This is a genomic window from Aeoliella fuhlenseeensis (genome assembly GCF_052161615.1).
Classification (GTDB): domain Bacteria; phylum Planctomycetota; class Planctomycetia; order Pirellulales; family Lacipirellulaceae; genus Aeoliella.
Genome location: NZ_CP197417.1, coordinates 3,125,754 through 3,147,217, shown reverse-complemented (window position 1 = coordinate 3,147,217; position 21,464 = coordinate 3,125,754). Strand labels below are relative to the sequence as shown.

Sequence of the window (21,464 nt, the reverse complement as noted above, 5' to 3'; positions counted from 1 at the left end):
ACCGCGACACTTTAACCGAACCGCGTCGAATCACTTAGTAACTTCTGAAGCCATGCCCTCGCTCGATTGGTCACAGCTGCTCGCCGATATTCAACAATCTAAGGACGAAACGGCATTTCACTCGTTCATCGTTCGGCGATTGGCAGAGGCTGGCGGAATCAAGACCGCGGCGCTCGTGCGGTCGCAGCCGCCCGATTGGGTGGTGACGGCCTCCGCCGGAAGCATGACGGGACAACTTCCACTCGATCTCGCCGCGGATGCCCTCGATACGGGTGCCGCCAAGCAGTCGAATGGTTGGGGAGCGGTCCCGTTGTGGTCGGCCGCGGAAGCTACTTTTCCGCCTACGGCCCTGCTGTTTGCTGGTTCGACCGACATCGATCGCGGCGTGCTCAGCCAAGGGCTTGGTGCCGCTTGCGCTTTGGTGCGTTCGCGGCGGCGCGAGAAGCTTCACGCCGAGCGACTCGAGACGCTGCTCGAGATCACGCATCAATGGGCGCAGTCCGACAACCTCGAAACGCTCCTCAATCGCATGGCCGAGGCGGCGACGTCGCAGTTCGAATGCGACCGCGCGACGATCTTTCTCTGGGATAAGCCACACAAGCAGCTTGTCGGTCGCCCCGCACTCGGCATGGCGAACAACGAACTGCGAGTGCCTGATAGTGCGGGAGTCGTGGGGCGAGTGGTGCAGAGTGGCGAACCCGAGCGGGTGGATCGGCTCGACGATCGCGCCGCTATTCATGGTGCTATCGATAAGAAGACCGGCTACACGACTGAGACGATCCTGTGTGTTCCACTAGTGGCTCCCAATAGTACGACGCTCGGGGCGTTCGAGCTGCTCAATAAACGCGCCGGCAATTTCACGCCGGAAGATCTGACGGGGTTGGTAGAGCTCGCGGCGTACGCGGCGGTTGCTCTCGGCAACACGCAAGAATGGGAGCAGATTCTCGAACGTCATCAGCTCTTGGTCGACGCGGCCGAGAATCGTATCGAGATGGTGGGCAACTGCCCGGCGATCGAAGCACTGCGGTCTACAGTCGCGAAGGTCGCGGCGTCGGACCTCGCGGTGCTCGTGCTCGGTGAAAATGGCACCGGTAAGGAGGTGGTCGCCCAGTCGATTCACTACCGCAGTCCTCGACGTGCCGAGCCCTTAATCGCCGTGAACTGCGCAGCGATCGCCGAGACGTTATTGGAAAGCGAGCTGTTCGGCCACGAAAAGGGAGCGTTTACGGGAGCCAACGAATCGCGGCCCGGCAAGTTTGAAGTGGCATCAGGGGGCACGCTATTTCTTGATGAAATCGGCGACATGAGTCTCAGCGGGCAGGCGAAACTGCTGAGGGTGCTTGAGCAGAAAGAAGTCGTTCGCGTCGGTGGGCATGAGACAATTTCGACGGACGTTCGCGTTGTTGCCGCGACGAATCAGAATCTCGCCGAGCTGGTTCGGCAGAAGAAGTTCCGCGAAGATCTCTATTTTCGCTTGAACGTCGTGACGCTCGAATTGCCACCGCTTCGCGAGCGGGGCGACGACATCATCACGCTGGCCGAGCACTTCCTGAAGCAACTTAGTCTGAAGCAGGGCAGGCGTACGCCAGTGCTCACCGCTGCCGCGAAAAAGCGATTGGTGGCGCATTCATGGCCCGGCAATGTTCGTGAGCTCCGTAACCTAATGGAGCGAGTTGCTTACCTAGTGGCTGGCGACAAGGTGGACGCGGACGACCTTGCCTTTACGCTTTCGCCCGGTGCGAAGAACGAAGGTGGAGTGCAGACTGGCATGGCGCTGCAGGACGCCACGCACGAGTTTCAAGTCGACTACATCCGCCGCACGATTGAACAAGTCCGAGGTAATGTCACCGAGGCGGCGAAACTGCTCGGCGTGCATCGCTCGAATCTTTATCGCAAGATGCGATCGCTCGGCATGGAGACGGGCGAGGAATGAGCTTCCGTGACGGATTGCTCCACGCCATTCTCTATCGCGTCCATAAGGATATCAATCTCGTCGATTGAAATCGCGAGCGGGGGGATCGCGTAGCACATGTTCGGCCTAGGCCGAATCCAAACGCCTTGCTCCATCGCGATTTCGGCAATTCGCTGACCGACGCGGGTCTCGGGGGCAAATGTCTCGCCGGTGACTCGATCTCTTATGATGTCGAACGCGATCACCATGCCTCGCTGGCGGACGCCCGTCACGTTGGGATGCTCGGCAATCGCGGCGAGGCGGTTGCCGAGGTGTTCGATCTTGGGAGCGAGATTGGCTATTAAATCGTTCTGCTCGAAAAGATCGAGCGAAGCCATCGCCGCCGCGGCAGCGAGTGGGTTGCCGCTATAGGTGTGTCCGTGGTACATCGCGCGGCCCGACGCGGCGTCACCCAGGAATGTATTCCAAATCTCGCTGGTCGTGAGCGTTGCCGCCATTGGCAGGTAGCCACCGGTTAGCCCTTTCCCGAGCGTCATGAAGTCGGGGGTAATTCCTTCGGACTCGCAGGCAAACATCGCGCCCGTGCGTCCGAAACCCGTGGCCACTTCGTCAGCGATCAGAAGCACGTTGTACTTGGTGGCGAGTTCACGCAAGCCCCGCACGAATCCGGTGGGCTGCATGACCATCCCTGCGGCACCTTGCACCAAGGGCTCGATGACGATGGCGGCAAGCTCATCGGCGTGTTCGCAGAGAATCGCTTCGACTTCATCGAGAAAGAACTTCGCGGATTCGTCGCCGTTCAATCCTTTCGGAAGTCGGCGAGAGTCGGGCTGCGGGGCGCGGATCACGTCGAAAAGTAGCGGCTTGAACAAATCGTGGAACTTGCCAATCGCGCCGACGCTTGCCGCACCGATGGTGTCGCCATGGTAGGCTTCGCCGAATGTCAGGTACTTGGTTTTCTGTGGCTGGGGCGATTCGCATTGCCGCCAGTATTGAAAGGCGGCCTTCAGCGCTACTTCGTTCGCACTCGATCCATCGCTGGAGAAGAACACGTGATTCAAACCATTAGGCGTGATATCGACGAGGCGTTTGGCGAGCTCGATCGTGATGTCCGATGTCATGCCGAGCGTGGTGATGTGCGCGGCGCGATGGAGTTGGCGGACGATGGCCTCGTTCATCGCCGGGTGGTTATGCCCGTGGACGTTGCACCACATGCTGCTCGCGCCGTCGAGCAGTCGTCGCCCCTCGGTGTCGTAGAGCCACACGCCTTCGGCACGCTTGATCACCAGCGGCGTGTACTCGGCCATCTGCGTGAAGGCGTGCCAGTGGTGGGTGCGGTCCCAGTCGTAGAGTTGGTCGTGCATGGCGGGCGATGGGGCGGTGACAAATCGACCCCGAGCAGGCTTGCTCGGGGCTATTCGAAGTACGTTGCAGGGGATGCAAGGCTCACCACTCGACGGTGACGGCGGTACCAACTCGTACGCCGAGCATGATTTTTGCCGAGTCGTCGACGATTGCGAGTTCGAGCTTGCCCCCTGAGCCTACCAGCGCGATGAGGGTCATGGGAGGCTGGTCGGAGTAGGCCTCGAAGATGCCGAAGGTCTCATGATCGTCGCAGTGGACGCGGGTGCCATCGCCCCGTGGGACCCCTTCGAGCATGTCGGCGGTGATGTTGGTGATCAGGTTGCCGAACGAGTCGACCTCGGTCACCTCCCCATTGATCTTATTTGCCACTTGTTCCGCCTGAGGTAGAGCTATCCGTACGAAGTCCATGCACAGCGGACCAAGTTCCGCAGGATCGGCACCCAGCGACAATCGCGCGGCCACGGGGGCCATGATGTCGCGGCCGTGGAACGTTCGCGAAACGTCCGGTCGGAACCAATCCTTGTTTTCAACACTTCGCATGGTAGTGGGTTCCGCAAGATCCGCCAAGCACGACAAAAGTCCATTGTCGGGCAGCACGTACCGCTGGCCGGCGATCTCGGCGTAGAGAATTCTCCGAGTGCTCCCCACGCCCGGATCGACGACCGCGATGTGCAAGGTCCCCTCAGGGAAATACAGGGTAGCCTCGGCGAGCGCGATGGCTCCCTGGAGCACGTCCTGTGGTGGGATCGCGTGAGTAATGTCGACGATCGTGACCGCCGGATTGATGGAGAGTAGCGTGCCCTTCATCGCCCCCACGTACCGGCTCCCCTCGCCAAAATCGGTGGTCAGGGTGACGATCGAGGGAGGGTTCATGCGGCGATTACATCTTCGCAATCAGGTCGAGGCAAATCTGGCGGACTCGGCCTGGGTCGGCATTAGGGTTTTGCTTCTTGGCTTGGCCAATCAGCGCGCCAATCGCCTGCTGTTTGCCATTCTTCACGTCGTCGACCACGCGGGGATTGGCGTCGAGCAGCGACTGGCAGATTGCTTCGAGTTCGGAGTCGTCAACTTCTTCGATACCGAGGGAGTGCATTGCCTCGGTGGCCGAAAGATTCTTTGTGAGCATCGCGTCGAACACTTCGCGACTGCGTGCGCTAGGAAGTTCGCCCGATTTCTGCTTGGCGACGAACTCGCCGAGCGCAGCGGGTGCGATGGTGAAGGTTTCGATCGTCGCTTCTGAGTCTTTGAGCACGCGCAGGACGTCCTGCGTCACCCAGTTGCAGACACCCTTTGCATCACCCGCAACGTTTACGGCGGCGAGGTAATAGTCGAGCAACGGTCGGCCTTGGTTTACCAGCACTTCGGAGTCGTAGAGCGAGAGCCCGTGATCGGCTTGGAGTTGCCGGCGCAGGTCGGCCGGCAAATCGCCTAGCGAACCGCGGGCATCGGCCACCTCCACCTCGCTGAACTCAACGGGCACCAAATCGGGATCCGGAAAGTAGCGGTAGTCGCTCGACTCTTCCTTGCTCCGCTGGCCGCGCGTGACGCCCGCGGCGTCGTCCCAGCCGCGAGTCTGCTTGGGCATGTCGCCGAGCTTCGCACCGGTTTCTTCCCACACGTCGTACTGCCGGCGAGCTTCGTACTCGATGGCTCGTTCGACGGCGCGGAAGCTGTTCATGTTCTTGATTTCGACAATCGGCGTGGCCACTTTGCCGGCGTCGGTGTCGAGGTGCAGGTTGACGTTCGCATCGACGCGAAGGCTCCCTTCTTGCATGTTGCAATCGGAGACGCCGATGTACGTGAGCAAAAGTTTCAGCTCGTCGAGATATGCTCGAGCTTCGAGCGGCGAACGCATGTCGGGCTCGCTAACGATTTCGAGCAGGGGCGTTCCCGTGCGATTGAGGTCGATCACACTGTCCGCTCGCCCAGCGACTTCGTCATGCACGCTCTTGCCGGCGTCTTCTTCGAGATGCGCGCGGAGAATGCGAATTCGCTTCGTTTCAAAACGATCTTTCGAGTCCGAGATTTCAAGGTATCCATGCTCGGACATCGGCATGTCGTACTGCGAAATCTGATACCCCTTCGGCAAGTCGGGGTAGTAGTACTGCTTGCGGTCCCACTTGGTGAGGGGCGGAATCGTGCAGTTGAGTGCAACCGCGGTCTTGAGAGCCAGACTAAGTGCTTCGCGATTCATCACCGGCAGCGAACCCGGCAACCCAATGCACACGGGGCACGTCTGCGTGTTCGGCTCGGCCCCAAATTGCGTGCTACACCGGCAGAACAACTTGCTCTTCGTGGCAAGCTGCACGTGAACTTCAAGGCCGATGATGGTGGTGTATTGGGGCATGAATGGTGAGAGCTGCTTGCTTCAATAGTTCAATCGAGGAATGACCAATGACGATTTAACAATGACCAATGATCTCTAAGCAACGCTTATCCACTTCATCATTGGTCATTGGTAATTCTGAATTGGTCATTATGCCCGCCTAAGTCAGCGGACCTACACGCCGTTCTACAAAGGCGGGCGCCTGTTGTGCCAGTCGGTCGCAGTTTGGTACATCTTGCCGGCGCGGAGGAGGGTATCTTCGGCGAGCGGCTTGGCTTGGAGTTGCAGGCCGATCGGCAGGCCTGATTTGCTGATGCCGCAGGGGAGGCTCAGGGCGGGGATGCCGGTGAGGTTGGCGCTGACGGTGTAAAGGTCGACCAAGTACATGGCGAGCGGATCGTCGGTTAACGAACCGAGTTCGAACGCGGGCGTGGGAGCAACGGGGCCGGCGACGACGTCGACCTTCTCGAACGCTTGATCGTAGTCCTGGCGAATCAGCCTGCGAACCTTGAGAGCCTTTAAGTAGTAGGCGTCGTAGTAGCCGGCGCTGAGGGCGTAGGTGCCGAGCATGATGCGGCGTTTTACTTCGGGGCCGAACGCCTCGCTGCGGCTCTTGCGATACATCCGTACGAGCACCGAGTCGAGATTCTGCGCGGCGCGGCGCTCGCCGGCTTCTTCAAGGGCAGCACGCTCGGCGGCAAGCTCAGTCGCGATGGTCGCTTGGTCGGCGCGATAACCGTAGTGCACGCCATCGTACCGAGCGAGGTTGCTCGACGCCTCGCACGGGGCAATCACGTAGTAGGTCGCTACGGCGTACTTGCTGTGCGGCAGAGAGATTTTTACTAGTTTCGCACCAAGCGACTCGTAGGTAGATAACGCCTCGCGAACAGCGGCTTCCACCTCGGCGTCGAGCCCTTCGGCAAAGAACTCCTTGGGGACGCCGATGCGAAGATCTTTGAGTGGTGTATCGAGGGACGACCCCAGAGCGTGGGGTTCGTCGAGCGAGGTCGAGTCCTGTGGATCGTGGCCGGCGATGGTTTGGTAGAGCAGGGCAACATCGTCCACGCTGCGGGCGAGCGGGCCCACTTGGTCGAGACTGCTCGCGTAAGCCACCAACCCGTAGCGACTCACCCGGCCGTAAGTTGGTTTAAGTCCCGTGACGCCACAGAAGCTGGCGGGTTGGCGAATCGACCCGCCGGTGTCGGTGCCGATAGAGAGTGGGGCCATGTCCGAGGCGACCGCGGCGGCGGCACCACCACTCGAACCACCGGGCGAGCACTTGAGGTTCCACGGGTTGTGCGTCGACTGGAACGCCGAGTTCTCGGTCGAGCCACCCATAGCAAACTCGTCCATGTTCGTCCGCCCGATGAGCACGGCGTCGGCGGCTTTCAGCCGGGCGACGACGGTCGAGTCGTAGCGAGCACGAAACTCTTCGAGCATTCGCGACGCGCAGGTGGTTCGCTCGCCGACTTCGGCGAGAATGTCCTTCACCGCGACGGGAATGCCCGCGAGCGGGCCGAGTTTCTCACCGGCAGCGCGACGTTCGTCGATGTGCTTGGCCGTCGAGAGGGCACGATCGGCATCGTGGCGAAGGAAGGCGCCAACGGCACCATCGTACTTCGCGATGCGATCGAGATACGCCTGCGTGAGTTCAACCGAACTCACCTCGCCCGCCGCGAGCTGTCGGCTTAGTTCGACGGCGGTGAGCTGGGTGAGGGACATGGAGGGGGCTGTTCGCTGGAAAAAGTACTTTCACTATCTAATGCAAGACTCAAGAAGCCGCCGTCGGAGCATGTTCGCAGTCCTGTTCGATCGCTAACTTCATCGCCGCTAGATCTTCAGCCGAGATGCCGCCGACGATTTTTTCGAGGCGCGGACGTAGTGGCTTGCTCTCCGCTTTCAGAGCTTCGACGAACGCGAGCACTTCCGTTAGCTGAGCCTGACCCAAGCAACTCAGTTCATCATGAAGTTGTTGAATCAAATGAGGGCTCATGTACTAACAAGACTCGCCGCGGAGTTATAAGCAATCATTCAATCACCCATCACCGCAGGCACCAGATAGCCCTCGTTGTTGTGTTTGGGCGCGTTGGCCAGGGCTTCGCCGCGGGGCAGGCTTGCGGCGACGGCGTCGTCCTTGGTGACGTTGCGGAGCTCGATGGCGTGCACCATCGGCGCAACGTCGTCCGTGTCCACCTCGGCGAGCTGGTCCACGTAGCCGACAATGCCGGCGAGGTCGGCGGTCATCGACTCTAGCTCGTCCGGCGTCAGCATGAGCCGTCCGAGCAGCGCGACCTTTTCGACGTCGGCCTTAGTGAGTGCCATGGGCGAGGGTGCGGCTACTTGCCGGCCGCTTGCGGAACGCTGAACGGAGCCCGCTGGACAACCTTGCGGATGCCACCGCCGCGAATGCACTGCGTGCAGACCAGTTGCGTCACGTTCTTGCCATCCTTGCCGGTGACGTGCACCCGCTGGAGGTTGGGCTTGAACTGCCGGCGAGTGATGCCGGTGATCTTGGTACCCACGCCACCCAGGTACTTCTTCTTACCACGGATAGTGACTTGATTTCCCATCTGCGGCCCCTTGCCGCAAACTTCGCATTGCTTCGCCATGATGGTCTCTCGCTACGGTCAGCCCAAAGCTGGTATTGGAAAGCTCGTAAGTATACCGGAGTACTGGAGATATGCAACGTGGGATCGGCTTGGTGGAGGCCCCTGGATGCCTTGTTCCGGCAAGTTTTCAGGAGAATCGCATGAGAACAAGGTCACGTTACCCCGCGCTCATCGCTTTTGGGATCGAACGATGAGGGGCTAAGTGCTTTCGGTACAATTGTTTAAGGTGCCCGGTGGCGGCTACTTCAACCACCCCTGATCCTTAAGAAACTCGTCATACGATTCCTCCACGGCCTTGGCATTCTTGGGGTGCACCCGGCCGCTCGCAAAATCGTGGCCCCCTTCGAAGACCACTAGTTCGCAAGAGTTACCGGCTTCGTGCATGGCCGTGGTGAAGCGGTCGAGCAGGACCAGTTTGGCGGTTTGGTCGTCGCGGCCGGCGAAGATCAGGGTTGGCGGCGCGCCTTTCACGACGTGGTGCGCGGGGGAATAGTCCCGCCAGTTGGGACCGCAGCGATCGTTGCCGTAGCCGCCGTCGGGGCCGTTGTCGAGCACAGGGCAGAACAGGACCATCGCGTTGGCTTTGGGCGAGACGCTTAGGTCGTCCGCGGGGTCGTCGACGCCGTCAAGCAGAGTGACCGCGGCCGAGAGGTGGCCTCCGGCCGAGCTGCCGCTGGCCATGATCTTGTCGGGGTCGATGTTCAGTTCCTCAGCGTGCGAGCGAACCCAACGCATCGCGCTCTTCGCATCCTGAATGCAAACGATGGGTGGATCGTTGGGCTTGCGGCTGATGAAGCGGTACTCAACCGCCGCGCACGGAATGCCCATCGCGGCGTAGCGCCGAGCACGGCCTTCGAACGACTTGCGACTCCCTTTGCCCCAGCCGCCGCCATGGAAGTAGACGATTGCCGGGCGGGGCGATTCCGACTTGGCGGTCGGCTCGTACAGATCGATAACCAACTCGCGATCGCCCACTTTCTTATAGACCACATCGCGGGTGGAGAACTTCTCGGCGGCAAGTAGCGACGAACTCGTGGCAAGAATCGCGACGAGGGGGAGGGTGCGGAGTAGCAGCGTCATGGTGTGCCTGCGGAAGGAGCAAGGTGAGGGCTATGGTGAGCCATCATCCTAACCCCGGCGCCCGCGGCGACGTAACCCAACTATCGAGCAACCCAGTACCAACAAAACCGATGCGGGCTCGGGCACTGAGGCGGGAGCAAGCAATGCGCCGGGTACTTCGTCGCCGAAGTTGTTCGTCCAGAGGCCGTAATCTGCGGCATCCACCACCCAATCGAAATTGCCATCAGCGGCGAGGGTCTTGCCCGTCGCACCGAGCGAGTCTCGCCACACCGTGTAGTCGGCAAGGTTCACTTCGCCATCGCCGTTGTAGTCGCCTTCGAGGGGGAAAGCGACGGTAAACGTCGAGCGAGCGGTGACGGTGCCGTCGACTTCAATGGTGATGTCAGTGGGGTCCGTGATCAATTCAGTGGCATCGACTGGGAGTTGCAACGTCACTTCGAAAGTACGATTCAGTCCGGCCGTGGCTGTCTGTGCAACGGCGATAGTCGATGTGCCTTGGGTCTGGAGGTCGAGCGGATCGGTGCTGAGATTAATCGTCTCGTTAATGCTGCCTAACAGACCTCGCCCTGTCGCAGTGAGCGTGCCGGTGTTGATGCGGACAAGGTGATCTGCCGTATTGAACGAGCCATTCGTAACCAAACTGGGAGGCGATGGTGTATCCAGGCGACCTCCCAAGCCGGCCCCCACGATATCGAGGCCCACGATGAAGTTGCCAAGATTAAGCACAACGTTAGAAGTTGTTGCACCGTTGAGAGCCAAGCTTCCCCCCGTAAACCGGATAGAGTGAACAAGCGGAAGCCCCTCGAAGATGTCGTAGCCAATCGTGCTAAGGATATTTCCACTGGCACGGGTGAGTTCCGAATCGCTCATACCATTGGTTGTCACCTTGACAGTCAACCGATTGGTGGTTGTCGTGGTCGGCAGCAATTGCAGATTGAGGTTCTGGTTCACCGCCAGGGCAGGAGAGCAGTGGCTAATGGCTGCAATGCAGGCGGCAGCCCAGCAAGCCACGCGTGTGGTGGAGATCATGAGAACGCCTGTTCCGTGTTCAATGGATAAGTGCCACCCCGGGAGTGCGTCGGGGTAGGCTTCAGGCTATCTGATCGCGAGGTTCCGGGCCACAAGATTGTGCCAGGAAATGCGGTCTACCGCCGTTTGGTGATGTGCAAGGCTTCGTCCACCACCTGTCGATTGCCCGCCATGGCCTCGCCCGAGTGGACGGTGGGATTGCCCTCCCAGTCGCAAAACACCCCGCCTGCCTCCTCGATGATGGGCTGCAAGGCCGCGGCGTCCCAGAGGCTCATCGCGGGGTCGATCATGAGCTCCGCCCGGCCGGTGGCGACCATTAAGTAGCCGTAGGCGTCGCCCCAAGTGCGGGCCAGTCGGGCTCGGCCGTCCAGTTCCAGATAGGCTGTGAGCCCCTCGCCGGAGGGGCGTTTCCCGAAGGTTTTCACCTCGCTGGTCAGCAGCAAACCCTCGGCGAGCGTCCGCGTAGGGTCGATTTTGGCTTCGACGGGCGTGGTGTCTCCCTGCTGGTGCCAAGCTCCGGCACCCCGGCGGGCGTAGATCATCTCGTCGAGCGCGGGGGCGCGGATCACCCCAAGGACGGTTTTTCCGCGGGTTACCTCGCCATCCGATGCGTACAGCACCCCAATCAGCGTCGTGTATAGCGGTATGCCGTGGATGAAGCTCTTGGTCCCATCGATCGGGTCGAGCACCCAGATATACCCCGAATTTCCCGCGGTTTCGCCGTATTCTTCCCCTACGATGGCGTCGTTGGGGAATCGCTCGGCGATCCGCTCACGGAGCAGCCGCTCGGCTGCTTTGTCGGCCGCGGTGACGGGCGAATCGTCCCCTTTTCGCTCGACTTCGAGCGACGAATTGCGGAAATGCTGGAGCGTCACGTCGCCGGCCTGCCGAGCGATCTCAAGGGCCCAATCGAGGCGTGCCTGGGCTTCGGTTTCGGGTGTGTTTTGCATGAGCTCAAGGCTACCAAGAACCGGCGGGTGGTAGTAGGACGGGGGCTACGCCGCGGATCGCCCGTCGAGGTTGAAAGGGCGGGCCGTTTGCACCGGTTGTGCCGGGAGGCGATTCGCGACCCAAATCCCTATGCAGCTGGTATTTAGCTTGATTGACGGGGGTGGTTGTTTAGAATGGCCAGTAGAGTATGTCGGCTGCGTAGACCTCGCGTGTTGCGCGGGGAGTGTCAGGCGGCGTATTCAAGGAGATACCCCACTCAAGGAGGAATTGCGATGCGCAGCGGACAACGTTGGACGGTGTTGGTGGTTGGTGCGTTGATTGCCGGTTCGTGGATCGCCCATGCCGGTGGTCAGCAGCAACAGCCGGCCGAGCTTCCGAAGCTCAACCCCAACCAACTACTGTCGGGTTGCATGCAGGTGGTGTCGACGCCGGGTGAGCCAATGGCTGCCGTGGTTTACGACCCTCAGCAGCAAGTACTCGGCGTGTACCACATCGATCGCAAGACGGGTGAGATTGAACTGAAAAGCATTCGCCAGATCCAATGGGACTTGCAGATGCTTCATCACCAAGGCAAGGCTCCCTTGCCCGAGGACATTAAGAAAGGCCTGGAGGGTGCTCGCGGACATTGATGTTCGCAAGGAGCACGATCCAAGGCCGCGAAGAGGCAACCTCAGAGAACCGCCATGGATTCGAAGTTCGTCAAACTGGAAGAAGCCGCTGAACGGCTAGGTGTATCTAGCGATCATCTGATCGCGCTTCACGACCAGAACAAGCTTCGCGGATATCGCGATGGCGGTAGCTGGAAGTTCCGTACCGAAGAAATCGATCGCTTTGCAAGCGATGGGTTACCGCAACTCGATCCGGAAGACAGTGGCATCGACTTTGGCCTGAGCGGTCTATCGCTTGGCGACGATAAGGGCCTCGACGTAGTCTCCGGGGAGGATGACGACGACCTGCTGGGCCTCGACTTGGATAACGACGACGAGGACGACGCTAGCTTCAGCAAGATCACGCTCGAAGACGACGACGATCTGGATCTCGATCTCTCCACCGGCAGTTCGGCGGACTTGGCGATCGATCTGGACGATGAAGAAGTCCCTGCGCTGGCTGAGGACGATGACGAATTAATGCTGGCCGACGACACCGCGGTCGAAGACATGCCGGTCACCGCGGCCGCCGGTGGCAGCGACCTGGACCTCGAACTCGACATCGAGTCGGGCGACGATCCGGAGTCGATCCTTTTGAGCGAAGCGGAACTGGGCGATTCCGACGCTTCGCCGAGCACGATCATTGGTCGCGCCGAACTCGACGACGCTCTCGACCTCGAGCTCGCGAGTGACAAACCAAAGAGCGATCCCGCGATGAGCGACGTTCGCTTGGCCGACCTCGACGATTTGGATCTCGATGCCGGGGCCACGGGCGAACTACCCGCTGGGGAAGCCCTTGTGGACTTCGACGATGTCGAGGACCTGGGCATCGATCTCGAAGCCGAATCGAGCCGCATTCTTCGCCCTGAAGACGTGGCCGCCGCTCAAGCAGCCGCGGGCGCGCAGGCCCAGCAAAAGGCCGCCGAAATGAGCGATCTCGATCTGGAGATCGACGAAGATTATGGCCTGGCGGCTTCCAGCAGCATGGCGCTCGGTGGTGGTGCGTCAGCGATCGGGGGCGATGACGATGAAATCATCATCTCCGGTTCCGAAATCAACCTGGGTGACGAGTCGAAGGTTAGCGGCGCGGGACTCACGGGTCTCTCCGCGCTGGAGCTCGACACCGACGATGACGACGACGACTTCGTGCTCGGCGATGGCAGCGATTTGACGCTCTCATCGGCCGACAGCGGAATTAACCTATCACCCGCCGACAGCGGTCTGTCGCTCGACGACGCAGCGCTCGACCTGACGGGGTCGGCGATGGCGAGCGGTATCGACTTCGGCGACGCTTCGGGCCTGATGTCGGACGAACCCGCCGGCGACTTCGAACTCACCCCGCTCGGCGAAGACCTGGGTGCCGACGACGAAGACGATAGCTCGCAGGTGATTGCCCTCGATGCGTTCGAGGAGCAGCAAGAAGCCGACGATCTGCTGGGCGGCGGACTCGGCGGAGCGGCCGCCATGCCGGCCGCGGCAGCCTTCGGCCAACCCACCATGGTCGCCCGTGCCGAGACCCAGTTCACCGCCTGGCAGGTAGTGTTTTTGTCGCTCTGCCTAGTGTTGCTTTCGCTCTGCGGAATCATGGCCATCGACGTGCTTCGCAGCATGTGGAGCTGGGGCGAGCCGTATCAGGTGAATAGCTCGCTGATCGATAGCCTGAGCGGGTTCCTATTCCCGTAACGCGATCCCATGTCGGGACCACCCATCTGGCGGTGCGGCAATCGGTCGCAGTGCCCGATTCTGGGTGTACTGCTGGCACGAAATGGCGCTATAATGCGGTGGAAGGCACACGGCGGGTGTTTGGCGCCCGGCGTATGCTCCCGCCTCCCACCCCGCCCCCGGTAATCTCATGCACACACGGCTCGCTCGCCGCATTGGTGTTGTCTTCTCTTCTTTCGTATTTGTGATCGCGCTCGGCTGCGACAAGAAGCCCGAGATCACGACGTACGAAGTTCCCCGAGATAAAGCGGCCCCGGTTGCTCCCCCCGTGGCATCGACCGAGTCGCCACCGACCGCCGAGGCCGGAACGGCCGAGCCCACGCGGATGATCGCCGCCGCGGTGCTCCGCGATGGTCAGGCTTGGTACTTCAAGGCCACTGGTTCCGAGGCAACGGTCGAGAAGGTGGCAGACGACGTCACTGCGTTCATCAAGTCGCTCAAACTTCCGGAGAACCAAACGGCCGTTGTCACCTGGGAGGTGCCCGAGGGTTGGAAGGAAGGCCCCGAGCGCATGATGCGCGAGGCAACACTCGTCTTGCCCGAGGGCGAGCCACCAGTCGAAGTAGCCATCTCGAAGCTCACCGTCCAAGGTGAAGAGACGGAGTACCTGCTCGCCAACATCAATCGCTGGCGCGGCCAGCTTGGGCTCAAACCCGTTGAGAAACTAGACGAGGCCGCCGGCGTCAAAGTGGTCGAACTCGATGGCGGCAAGGCGTGGGTCTTCGATGGAGTTGGTGAGATGTCCGCGAGTGCGATGATGCCTCCGATGATGGGAGGGAACGCGCCGTTCGCTGGTGGGGTGACGCCACCCGTGGCTCCGTCCAATCCTCCAACTGCCGCACCCGCTCCAGTTGCACCCGCCGCGCCCGAACTCACTTTCACAACGCCAGACACTTGGAAGGAAGGTGCCCGCGGTACGATGGGCAGCCGTAGTTATACGGTCGGTGAGCCGGCCGATGGCGTGATCGTCAAAATGTCGGATTTCCCTCCGGTCGGCATGATGGCCGACCCGTTGGCGAACATCAACCGTTGGCGCGGGCAGCTTGGCGCAACGCCGGCGGAGGAGGGCAAGCTCGATGAGGTGAGCGAGCCGATCGCCGTTGCCGACGTCGAAGGCCGACTAACTGATATCACGTCTCCCGATGGATCGCAGAAGATGCTCGCCGCGATGGTACAGAAATATGGCAAGGTGTGGTTCTTCCAAATGCTGGGTCCCGCCAAGGGTGTGGAGGCCGCGCGAGAGGATTTCACGAAGTGGCTCGCCGGTGTGAAGATCGAAGGCCCTGCCAGTGCCGCTGCCACTAGTCCCGCTGCGACGGAGTCCGAAGCGACAAGTTCCGAAGAGAAAGAATAACTAATGGCCACAGCAGAACTTCCCAGCGGCGAGTACGCTCGCGAGCAAGCCCATAGTCGTTCGCAAGCTAAGGCCGATGCGTCGGCGCTGGCCCAAGTGTGGGCGTTCTGCGCCTCGCTCAAGCTGACGGTCGTGCTATTGGGGCTGCTGATCGTCCTGGTGTTCGCCGGCACGCTGGCGCAGGTCGATCACGATGTTTGGCATGTGGTCGACTACACGTACTTCCGCGTCTGGATCGCCCAGATCGAGTGGCAGACCATCCCCACGCTGATTGGCGTGTTCCAACCGAACACGATGCGGTGGCCGGGCGGGTTTTATTTTCCCGGTGGCTACACGATTGGCGCGCTGATGCTGGTAAACCTGCTGGCGGCTCACAGCTTGCGGTACAAGGTGGTAGCCCGCGGCCGGCGGATGATGTGGGCCATGACCCTTCTGGTGGTGGGTCTCGCCGCGACTTGGTGGGTGTTGGTCCGCGCGATCGACTCGCCCGACGCGTCGAGCATCACGCCGGATTTCGCCGACCTGCTGTGGAACCTGTGCCGCGGTGGATACGCCGCGCTGACGCTGGTGTTTGCCTACGGACTTTCGCTGGCGTGGGGTAAGATTCGCCGGCCCGAGTGGTTTACGCTCGCTGGACTCAACGTCGTGATGCTCGCGGCGGCGATTTACTTGTTCGTCGACCCCGCGTGGCGAATCCCCGATGCCGGCATGCGAATCGTTTGGCAATTGATGCAAGCCGGCGCCGCCGGCGCGCTGCTGATGGCCGCGGCGTGGCTGTTGTTCGACAAACGCTCGGGCGTGATGCTGCTGCACCTGGGCATTGTCGTGCTGATGATGCATGAGTTCTACGTTGGGGAAACCAACGTCGAGAATCAGATGGTCGTCGGCACCGGCGAAACTGTCTCGTGGGTTTATAACCCCAACGAAAGCGAGCTCGTGGTGATCGACCGCTCCAAGGAAGACGTCGATCGAGTTGTGTCGATTCCCGTCGCACTGGTCGCCCAGGCGGCGGCATCGCCGATCGACTCACCAGCGCGGGTTATCAGTTCGCCCGACATGCCCGTCGACATCCGTGTGCTGGATTACTACCGGCAAAGCAATGTCTCGCCACGCGCACCAGCTGAGTTCACACCGGATTTAAAGGGATCGGCAACGAAGGTCGCCCTTCGTGATGTGAGCGCAGGGCCTTCGGCGGACATGCCGGGCGCGAACATCGAGATTCTCGACAAGAAGTCGGGCGAATCGCTGGGCAAGTACGTCGTGAGCTCGTTCTACGATACGCCGACCTTGGTTCAAGGCGGTCCCACGTTACTCAATATGCCCGGCCATCCCGGCCGCAGCGGCGAACAATCCATCGAAGGGGCCGACGGCAATCTGTGGCTAGCGATGCGTTACAAGCGGACCCAAAAGCCTTATGCCATCACGCTCAAGAAGTTCTCCTTCGATCGTTACGAAGGAACCAACAAACCGAAGAACTTTTCGTCGGACGTTCGGCTAGTGGACGCGGATCGTGGGACCGAGATCGACTACCACGTGGCCATGAATTCGCCACTGCGTTATCGCGGCGAGACGTTCTACCAGTCGAGCTACGACGGCGCGACAGAAACGACCACCGTCCTTCAAGTCGTTGAAAACGATGGCTGGATGGCTCCGTACATCGGCTGCGCGATCGTTGCCGTGGGCATGATCGTCCACTTCCTTATTACTCTATTGCGGTTCCTCGATCGGCGTCGCCGAGAACTAGGTTCGGAAGAGCCTGAGCGATACAGCACGATGCTCGACTGGTTCAGGCGGCCCGCAGTGTTCGTGCCTGCATTCGCCGCGTTGATGACGGCGGGCTACCTCGCCTCGAAGTTCCGCACGCCCGACATCGAAGTCGATGGCATGTCGCTCAATGAAGTGGCGGTGCTGCCAGTGCTAGACGAGGGCCGCGTGAAGCCGCTCGACTCGCTCGCTCGGAACACGCTTCAGTTCCTCTCCGAAAGGCAAGAAGCGAAGATCAAGAAAGATGCCAAGGCAGTTCCTGCCATTCAGTGGTTCATGGACGTGGTCTCGGGGCGACCGGAGGCCAAGAACTACTGCGTGTTCCGCATCACCAACCTCGAGTTGCTAGAGACCCTTGGCCTCAAACCCCGGCAGGGCTTCTTCCGTTACAGCGTCGCGGACCTGAGCGGAACGATGGAAAAGCTCGCGCCCCAAGTAGACAAGGCGCGCGAGGTCGACGCGAAGATGCGAACACAATTCCAAGAGGCTGTGGTCGACCTGGTGTCGAAGCTGAACGTCTACTCGCGTTTGGTCGATTCGTTCTCGCTTCCCAAGTCGATAGGCAACATTGGCGATGTCACGGCAATGGAGATGGACCGTAGCACGCTCACCCGCTTGCGGAGCGAAACACCCCCGCGAGCCGTCGTGCCCGCGACCGCTGATGGGAAATGGGAAACTTTGTTCGAAGCAAACATTCAACAGATGATCGCCCGCGCCGAGAACCGCTCTGGAAATCCAGCGGCTCTCGGATTGGCGATGCTCATCTACTCGTACCAACAAGACGACGAGAAGGGATTCGCTGCCGCGCTCTCCGACTACCAATCGCTCGTCAAAAACTACGAAAAAGAGCTCAACGACCCCGACAACGCCGCGGTCGTTGCGCCGCTTAAACTGAAGACCGTCGAAAAGCTCGACGACGCGCGAGTGCAATTCGAGGCGTGGCTCAACACGGGTTCGCCGTTCTACTACTGCGCGGTGATGTACTTGATTGCGATGGTGCTTGCAGCCGCCAGTTGGATGTTCTTCCCGCAGACGTTAGGACGAACGTCGCTCGCGATCATCGCGGTGACGCTAGTGTTCCACACCCTGGCCATCGCGGCCCGTATGTACATTTCGGACCGGCCTCCCATTACCAATCTCTACACCACTGCTATCTGCATCGGCTGGGCGATCGTGCTCGCGATGCTAGTCTTCGAGTCGATCTTCAAGCTTGGCATCGGCGGTTTTGTGGCGGGAGCCGTGGGGTTTGTGACGTTGCTCATCGGCTACCAACTCGGCATGGACGAAGACACGTTTACCGTCATGCAGGCCGTGCTCGACACGCAGTTCTGGCTCGCCACGCATGTGATCAGCATCAACCTTGGCTACGCCACGACCGTGCTCGCTGGTTGCATCGGGTGTGTTTACATCATCGCGGTCCACATGCTTCAGCTTTTCGACGAGAAGGGTGCCCGGAAACTGGTCGCCATGATGTATGGTTCGCTCTGCTTTGCGATTCTGTTCAGCTTCGTCGGCACGGTGCTGGGTGGACTGTGGGCCGACGATTCATGGGGCCGGTTCTGGGGCTGGGATCCCAAAGAGAATGGGGCCCTGATGATTGTCCTCTGGAACGCCATCGCCCTGCACGCCCGTTGGGGCAAGATGGTCGGACCCCGTGGACTGGCGATGCTCACCGTTTTCGGCAACATCATCACGGCGTGGAGTTGGTTCGGCGTGAACCAACTTAGCGTCGGCCTGCACGCGTACGGATTCAATCAAGACCTCGCGCGTGGTCTGCTGTACTTCGTCATTACTCAGGTAGTGGTAATGATTCTGGGGGCGATCCCATGGCGCGAGATGAGCGCCGCGAAGAAGCAAGCGGCGTAGTCCGCTTATCGAGCCGGCCGCGTTAGCTGCCGGAGGTAGTCCCTCGATCAACCGCTCCGGCAGCTCACGCTGCCGGCTCGAAGGTGGTTTAAGCCAAGCGAAGCTTCGTTTCGATTTGCCCCAGCGTGTCTTCCAAGTTCACGCTACCCGACTGGGTTTGGAGCGTCGAGTGACGGCCGACTTGCGACTCGATGCGGCGGTGGGCCGAGATCACGGTGCTGTGACGGCGGCCGCCGAAGTACTCGCCGATCTCGCGCCATCCGGCTTGCGTGTACTTGCGGGCGAGCCACATCGCCAGCATGCGGGGTTCGGTGACCGATTTGTGTCGGCTGTTCGATCGTAGCGCTTTGGCTTCAATGCCGAAGTGATCGCATACGACCCGCTGAATGTCGTCCATCGCCACGTGACGCGTGGTTTGATGGTTGACTTCGCTAGCCGTTTGTTCGACGAGCGCCGTGTTGATGGCTTCGCCCAGGAGTTCGTGACGAGCCCGCAGGCGTTCGATAGCACCGAGCAGCTCGCGGGCACCCGTCGATACGCTCGCCGCCAGTCGTTCGAGGCTCGTTTCCTCAATCGCGAGGCCCATGACCTGACACCGGCGACGAGCAATCTCGAGCCGCGTGACGTAGTCCGCTGGGGTCACCTCGCACACGAGTCCGGCACGCAGACGCGACAGGAGCTCGGCGCTCAGGTTTTCGATTTGCCCCGGCTCGCGACAGCTGGCGAGCACCACTTGGCCACCAGCGGCGGTGACGCGGTCGATGGTGTTTTGAAGTTCTTCCAGCGTCGCCCGCTTGCCGGCCATGAAGTGCAAGTCGTCGATGATCAGCAGGTTAGCGCCGCGGTACTTCACACGGAAGTTGGGGAGGCCGCCACCTTTGAGGGCATCGACGTAGCTGCCGACAAATTGCTCCGCCGTGAGCGAGACAACACGGGCGCGGCGATTCCGCTCGCGATAAGCGTGCTTGATGGCCGACATCAGGTGCGTCTTGCCGGTACCGGGGGGACCCCATACCACCAGCGGTCCACCTACGTGCTTGCCACTGGCGAGTTGCATCGCGGCGCGGGCGGCGAGTTGGTTCGAACGGCCGACGACAAGCGACTCAAAAGTCGCACTGGTGTCAGGCGTCACTGGGCTAGCCGGTGCGGTCGATTTTTCGGACGGCGTGGATTGGGGGGGCGTTTGGCGGAAAGTCGTGCGCGCTGGAGCCGGCGCCTCGACGATCGAATCGTCAACGCGCAGATGTACCCGCGCCGATTCGCCAAACAACGACTGCGCGGCAGCGGTCAGTTCGGCACCCAAGTGCCGCCGTGCCGCTTCGCACAAGAAGCTGGAGCCGAACGCCATGTCGATCGTGCCGTGCTCGCGTACGCATAGCTGCGTATCGTGCGTCACCCACAAATCGAATCGATCTCGCCCCAGGGCCTCGGCTAGTTGGTCGCGTAGCGCCACACCCTCGCCTGGACCTTCCATGAATCCTCCGTCCTTGCCTACATTCCTGCTTTTGCCGTGCGGCCGTACCGTCTACGACGACAACCACGACCGCAAAGGCCGCAGCGCCCGAATAGATGGAAAAAATACGCACATCGCAAAAGAGTTAGTGGCTCGGCAGCTTAATGCCACCGTCTGCCACGCAATAGTTTGTCACCCGAGTCTGCGATTTTACGAGTGCTAGCAAGCAAGTCAAAGGGTTGACAATAAGTAGCCCGAAGCCATTTCTTTCCACGCCGAGGAGGGCCCAAAATTCATCGAGAATTAACCGGCTGATGGACCGGAGAGGGCCGAAGATTTTTTTTGGCGACCGTCGGCTATGGTGTGGATAACGTGTCGCGGCGCAGAGGCGTTCTTCGAATCCAAAGTTTTCGCCGCCGAGCGTGGTATAAAACGGACGTCGCTTACGCGTGATCTCGGTCGACCTGTCTTATGTAGGCGGTGCGTCGTGCCCATTCGACGAAGCCTGCCTGGTCGTACATTTTGACGGCCGGCGCGTTGGCCGCGTCGACCGCCAGGATGATGTGCCCCACCCGCGCAGTCGAGGCAAGCGCGCGAAGCCGGGCAAGGATTTTCGCGCCGAGCCCCAGGCCACGAAACGCCGGTATCACTCCCATGTACACCACTTCCCACTGATCGTCCTCCAAGTGCGGGCTCACAAGAAGTACGCCGGCGGGCTGCGAGTCCCACCGTACCACAAACCAGAGCGACGGGTCGTGATGCCCCACGGTTTGATATCCAGCAAGCGTGTCGGCGATGTGCCGTCGGCCTTCGAGCGCGGGGCAGTCAAGGGTCGATTCGTAGGTAGCTTTGATCAGTTGTTCGAACAACTCGCGCTCGTCCATCGCCGGCGAGTCGAACGTTAAGCGAGGCTCGGCAGGCTCGGTAAACTTGCGCGGCACCACCTGCATCAAGTACTGCAACTCTGCGAGCTTGGTGAAGCTCATTCGCTCTAGCGGGCCGGCCAGCGATGCTTGCGAGTCGTCGAGTAGCACTTGCACCAGATCCACAGGGAGATCATTTGCCGCATCGATGGCTGCGCCGATGAGCTGCTCGGCGGTGCGTTCGTCGAGGGCGTGCTTGCCAACTGGGGGCCAGAGCGTCGACGTGCGGCCGACTTGAGGCTGAAGCCAGCTTGCGGCCACTAAGCGGCCGTCAGATTCTGCCACCACCAGCGCGGCGAAGACATCGACGCCTTGTTCGGCGACGGGTCGAAGCGTGTCGATTACCGAGCCACGCTGGTCGGCCGCAACGCTCGTCAGCGCTAACTCAAGGGCGTCGCGACAGAGGGCAGGGGGACAGCGGCGGACGGTTACGTCGTTCATGCCACCGAGCATACCCCGAGTG

General features: G+C 60.8%; 17 protein-coding genes. 5 read left to right on the top strand and 12 right to left on the bottom strand.

Going from position 1 to position 21,464, the window contains the following annotated elements; genetic code table 11:
• Window positions 1-52 precede the first annotated feature (52 nt).
• Window positions 53-1,933 (top strand): sigma 54-interacting transcriptional regulator, encoded by a 1,881-nt coding sequence (locus tag SH292x_RS12460; RefSeq protein WP_442481327.1) that lies wholly within the window; start codon window positions 53-55, stop codon window positions 1,931-1,933.
• Here SH292x_RS12460 and bioA read toward each other — a convergent pair.
• The 10 genes from bioA to SH292x_RS12410 all read right to left on the bottom strand — a co-directional run bounded on the left by bioA (window position 1,888) and on the right by SH292x_RS12410 (window position 11,271).
• A complete protein-coding gene (gene bioA, locus SH292x_RS12455) occupies window positions 1,888-3,276 on the bottom strand; it encodes an adenosylmethionine--8-amino-7-oxononanoate transaminase (RefSeq protein WP_442481326.1) in 1,389 nt (462 codons plus the stop codon). The genes SH292x_RS12460 and bioA overlap by 46 nt on opposite strands.
• An 82-nt stretch (window positions 3,277-3,358) precedes the next feature.
• On the bottom strand, window positions 3,359-4,150 hold the full coding sequence (locus SH292x_RS12450; RefSeq protein WP_442481325.1) for an SAM hydrolase/SAM-dependent halogenase family protein: 792 nt from the start codon (window positions 4,148-4,150) through the stop codon (window positions 3,359-3,361).
• A gap of 7 nt (window positions 4,151-4,157) precedes the next feature.
• Window positions 4,158-5,624: an Asp-tRNA(Asn)/Glu-tRNA(Gln) amidotransferase subunit GatB gene (gatB, locus tag SH292x_RS12445; protein ID WP_442481324.1), complete on the bottom strand. Its 1,467-nt coding sequence runs from the start codon at window positions 5,622-5,624 to the stop codon at window positions 4,158-4,160.
• A gap of 165 nt (window positions 5,625-5,789) precedes the next feature.
• A complete protein-coding gene (gene gatA, locus SH292x_RS12440; RefSeq protein WP_442481323.1) occupies window positions 5,790-7,325 on the bottom strand; it encodes an Asp-tRNA(Asn)/Glu-tRNA(Gln) amidotransferase subunit GatA in 1,536 nt (511 codons plus the stop codon).
• A gap of 49 nt (window positions 7,326-7,374) precedes the next feature.
• The gene (locus SH292x_RS12435; protein WP_442481322.1) at window positions 7,375-7,584 is read right to left on the bottom strand and encodes a hypothetical protein; all 210 of its coding nucleotides are present in this window, start codon (window positions 7,582-7,584) and stop codon (window positions 7,375-7,377) included.
• Window positions 7,585-7,634: 50 nt separating this feature from the next.
• A complete protein-coding gene (gatC, locus tag SH292x_RS12430) occupies window positions 7,635-7,925 on the bottom strand; it encodes an Asp-tRNA(Asn)/Glu-tRNA(Gln) amidotransferase subunit GatC (RefSeq protein ID WP_442481321.1) in 291 nt (96 codons plus the stop codon).
• 14 nt (window positions 7,926-7,939) lie between these two features.
• Window positions 7,940-8,212, bottom strand: a complete 273-nt coding sequence (rpmB, locus tag SH292x_RS12425; RefSeq protein WP_442481320.1) for a 50S ribosomal protein L28 — start codon at window positions 8,210-8,212, stop codon at window positions 7,940-7,942.
• 240 nt (window positions 8,213-8,452) lie between these two features.
• The gene (locus SH292x_RS12420; RefSeq protein WP_442481319.1) at window positions 8,453-9,292 is read right to left on the bottom strand and encodes an alpha/beta hydrolase; all 840 of its coding nucleotides are present in this window, start codon (window positions 9,290-9,292) and stop codon (window positions 8,453-8,455) included.
• 48 nt (window positions 9,293-9,340) lie between these two features.
• Window positions 9,341-10,321, bottom strand: coding sequence for a hypothetical protein (locus tag SH292x_RS12415; RefSeq protein WP_442481318.1), 981 nt, complete (start codon window positions 10,319-10,321; stop codon window positions 9,341-9,343).
• A gap of 116 nt (window positions 10,322-10,437) precedes the next feature.
• On the bottom strand, window positions 10,438-11,271 hold the full coding sequence (locus tag SH292x_RS12410; RefSeq protein ID WP_442481317.1) for an inositol monophosphatase family protein: 834 nt from the start codon (window positions 11,269-11,271) through the stop codon (window positions 10,438-10,440).
• Window positions 11,272-11,544: 273 nt separating this feature from the next.
• On the opposite strand from SH292x_RS12410, the gene SH292x_RS12405 reads away from it, so the two are divergent.
• The 4 genes from SH292x_RS12405 (at window position 11,545) to ccsA (ending at window position 18,625) form a co-directional block, all read left to right on the top strand.
• Window positions 11,545-11,901, top strand: a complete 357-nt coding sequence (locus SH292x_RS12405; RefSeq protein ID WP_442481316.1) for a hypothetical protein — start codon at window positions 11,545-11,547, stop codon at window positions 11,899-11,901.
• A gap of 54 nt (window positions 11,902-11,955) precedes the next feature.
• Entirely contained in the window at window positions 11,956-13,602 is a 1,647-nt protein-coding gene (locus SH292x_RS12400) for an excisionase family DNA-binding protein (protein WP_442481315.1), read from the top strand.
• Window positions 13,603-13,771: 169 nt separating this feature from the next.
• Window positions 13,772-14,995, top strand: coding sequence for a hypothetical protein (locus SH292x_RS12395; protein WP_442481314.1), 1,224 nt, complete (start codon window positions 13,772-13,774; stop codon window positions 14,993-14,995).
• Between the two features lie 3 nt (window positions 14,996-14,998).
• A complete protein-coding gene (gene ccsA, locus SH292x_RS12390; RefSeq protein ID WP_442481313.1) occupies window positions 14,999-18,625 on the top strand; it encodes a cytochrome c biogenesis protein CcsA in 3,627 nt (1,208 codons plus the stop codon).
• Between the two features lie 88 nt (window positions 18,626-18,713).
• On the opposite strand, the gene SH292x_RS12385 is transcribed toward ccsA, so the two are convergent.
• Together SH292x_RS12385 and SH292x_RS12380 are read right to left on the bottom strand one after the other, a co-directional pair.
• Window positions 18,714-20,099 (bottom strand): DnaA ATPase domain-containing protein, encoded by a 1,386-nt coding sequence (locus SH292x_RS12385; protein WP_442481312.1) that lies wholly within the window; start codon window positions 20,097-20,099, stop codon window positions 18,714-18,716.
• A gap of 422 nt (window positions 20,100-20,521) precedes the next feature.
• Window positions 20,522-21,442, bottom strand: a complete 921-nt coding sequence (locus SH292x_RS12380) for a GNAT family N-acetyltransferase (protein WP_442481311.1) — start codon at window positions 21,440-21,442, stop codon at window positions 20,522-20,524.
• Window positions 21,443-21,464 lie beyond the last annotated feature (22 nt).

What these genes read in the sequence shown, in the direction of transcription:
- SH292x_RS12395 (WP_442481314.1), top strand. Translation starts at nt 13,772, where the DNA reads ATGCACACACGGCTCGCTCGCCGCATTGGTGTTGTCTTCTCTTCTTTC.
- SH292x_RS12405 (WP_442481316.1), top strand. Translation starts at nt 11,545, where the DNA reads ATGCGCAGCGGACAACGTTGGACGGTGTTGGTGGTTGGTGCGTTGATT.
- SH292x_RS12380 (WP_442481311.1), bottom strand. Translation starts at nt 21,442, where the DNA reads ATGAACGACGTAACCGTCCGCCGCTGTCCCCCTGCCCTCTGTCGCGAC.
- SH292x_RS12410 (WP_442481317.1), bottom strand. Translation starts at nt 11,271, where the DNA reads ATGCAAAACACACCCGAAACCGAAGCCCAGGCACGCCTCGATTGGGCC.
- gatC (WP_442481321.1), bottom strand. Translation starts at nt 7,925, where the DNA reads ATGGCACTCACTAAGGCCGACGTCGAAAAGGTCGCGCTGCTCGGACGG.
- SH292x_RS12385 (WP_442481312.1), bottom strand. Translation starts at nt 20,099, where the DNA reads ATGGAAGGTCCAGGCGAGGGTGTGGCGCTACGCGACCAACTAGCCGAG.
- gatB (WP_442481324.1), bottom strand. Translation starts at nt 5,624, where the DNA reads ATGCCCCAATACACCACCATCATCGGCCTTGAAGTTCACGTGCAGCTT.
- SH292x_RS12460 (WP_442481327.1), top strand. Translation starts at nt 53, where the DNA reads ATGCCCTCGCTCGATTGGTCACAGCTGCTCGCCGATATTCAACAATCT.
- SH292x_RS12415 (WP_442481318.1), bottom strand. Translation starts at nt 10,321, where the DNA reads ATGATCTCCACCACACGCGTGGCTTGCTGGGCTGCCGCCTGCATTGCA.
- ccsA (WP_442481313.1), top strand. Translation starts at nt 14,999, where the DNA reads ATGGCCACAGCAGAACTTCCCAGCGGCGAGTACGCTCGCGAGCAAGCC.
- SH292x_RS12450 (WP_442481325.1), bottom strand. Translation starts at nt 4,150, where the DNA reads ATGAACCCTCCCTCGATCGTCACCCTGACCACCGATTTTGGCGAGGGG.
- gatA (WP_442481323.1), bottom strand. Translation starts at nt 7,325, where the DNA reads ATGTCCCTCACCCAGCTCACCGCCGTCGAACTAAGCCGACAGCTCGCG.
- bioA (WP_442481326.1), bottom strand. Translation starts at nt 3,276, where the DNA reads ATGCACGACCAACTCTACGACTGGGACCGCACCCACCACTGGCACGCC.
- rpmB (WP_442481320.1), bottom strand. Translation starts at nt 8,212, where the DNA reads ATGGCGAAGCAATGCGAAGTTTGCGGCAAGGGGCCGCAGATGGGAAAT.
- SH292x_RS12420 (WP_442481319.1), bottom strand. Translation starts at nt 9,292, where the DNA reads ATGACGCTGCTACTCCGCACCCTCCCCCTCGTCGCGATTCTTGCCACG.
- SH292x_RS12400 (WP_442481315.1), top strand. Translation starts at nt 11,956, where the DNA reads ATGGATTCGAAGTTCGTCAAACTGGAAGAAGCCGCTGAACGGCTAGGT.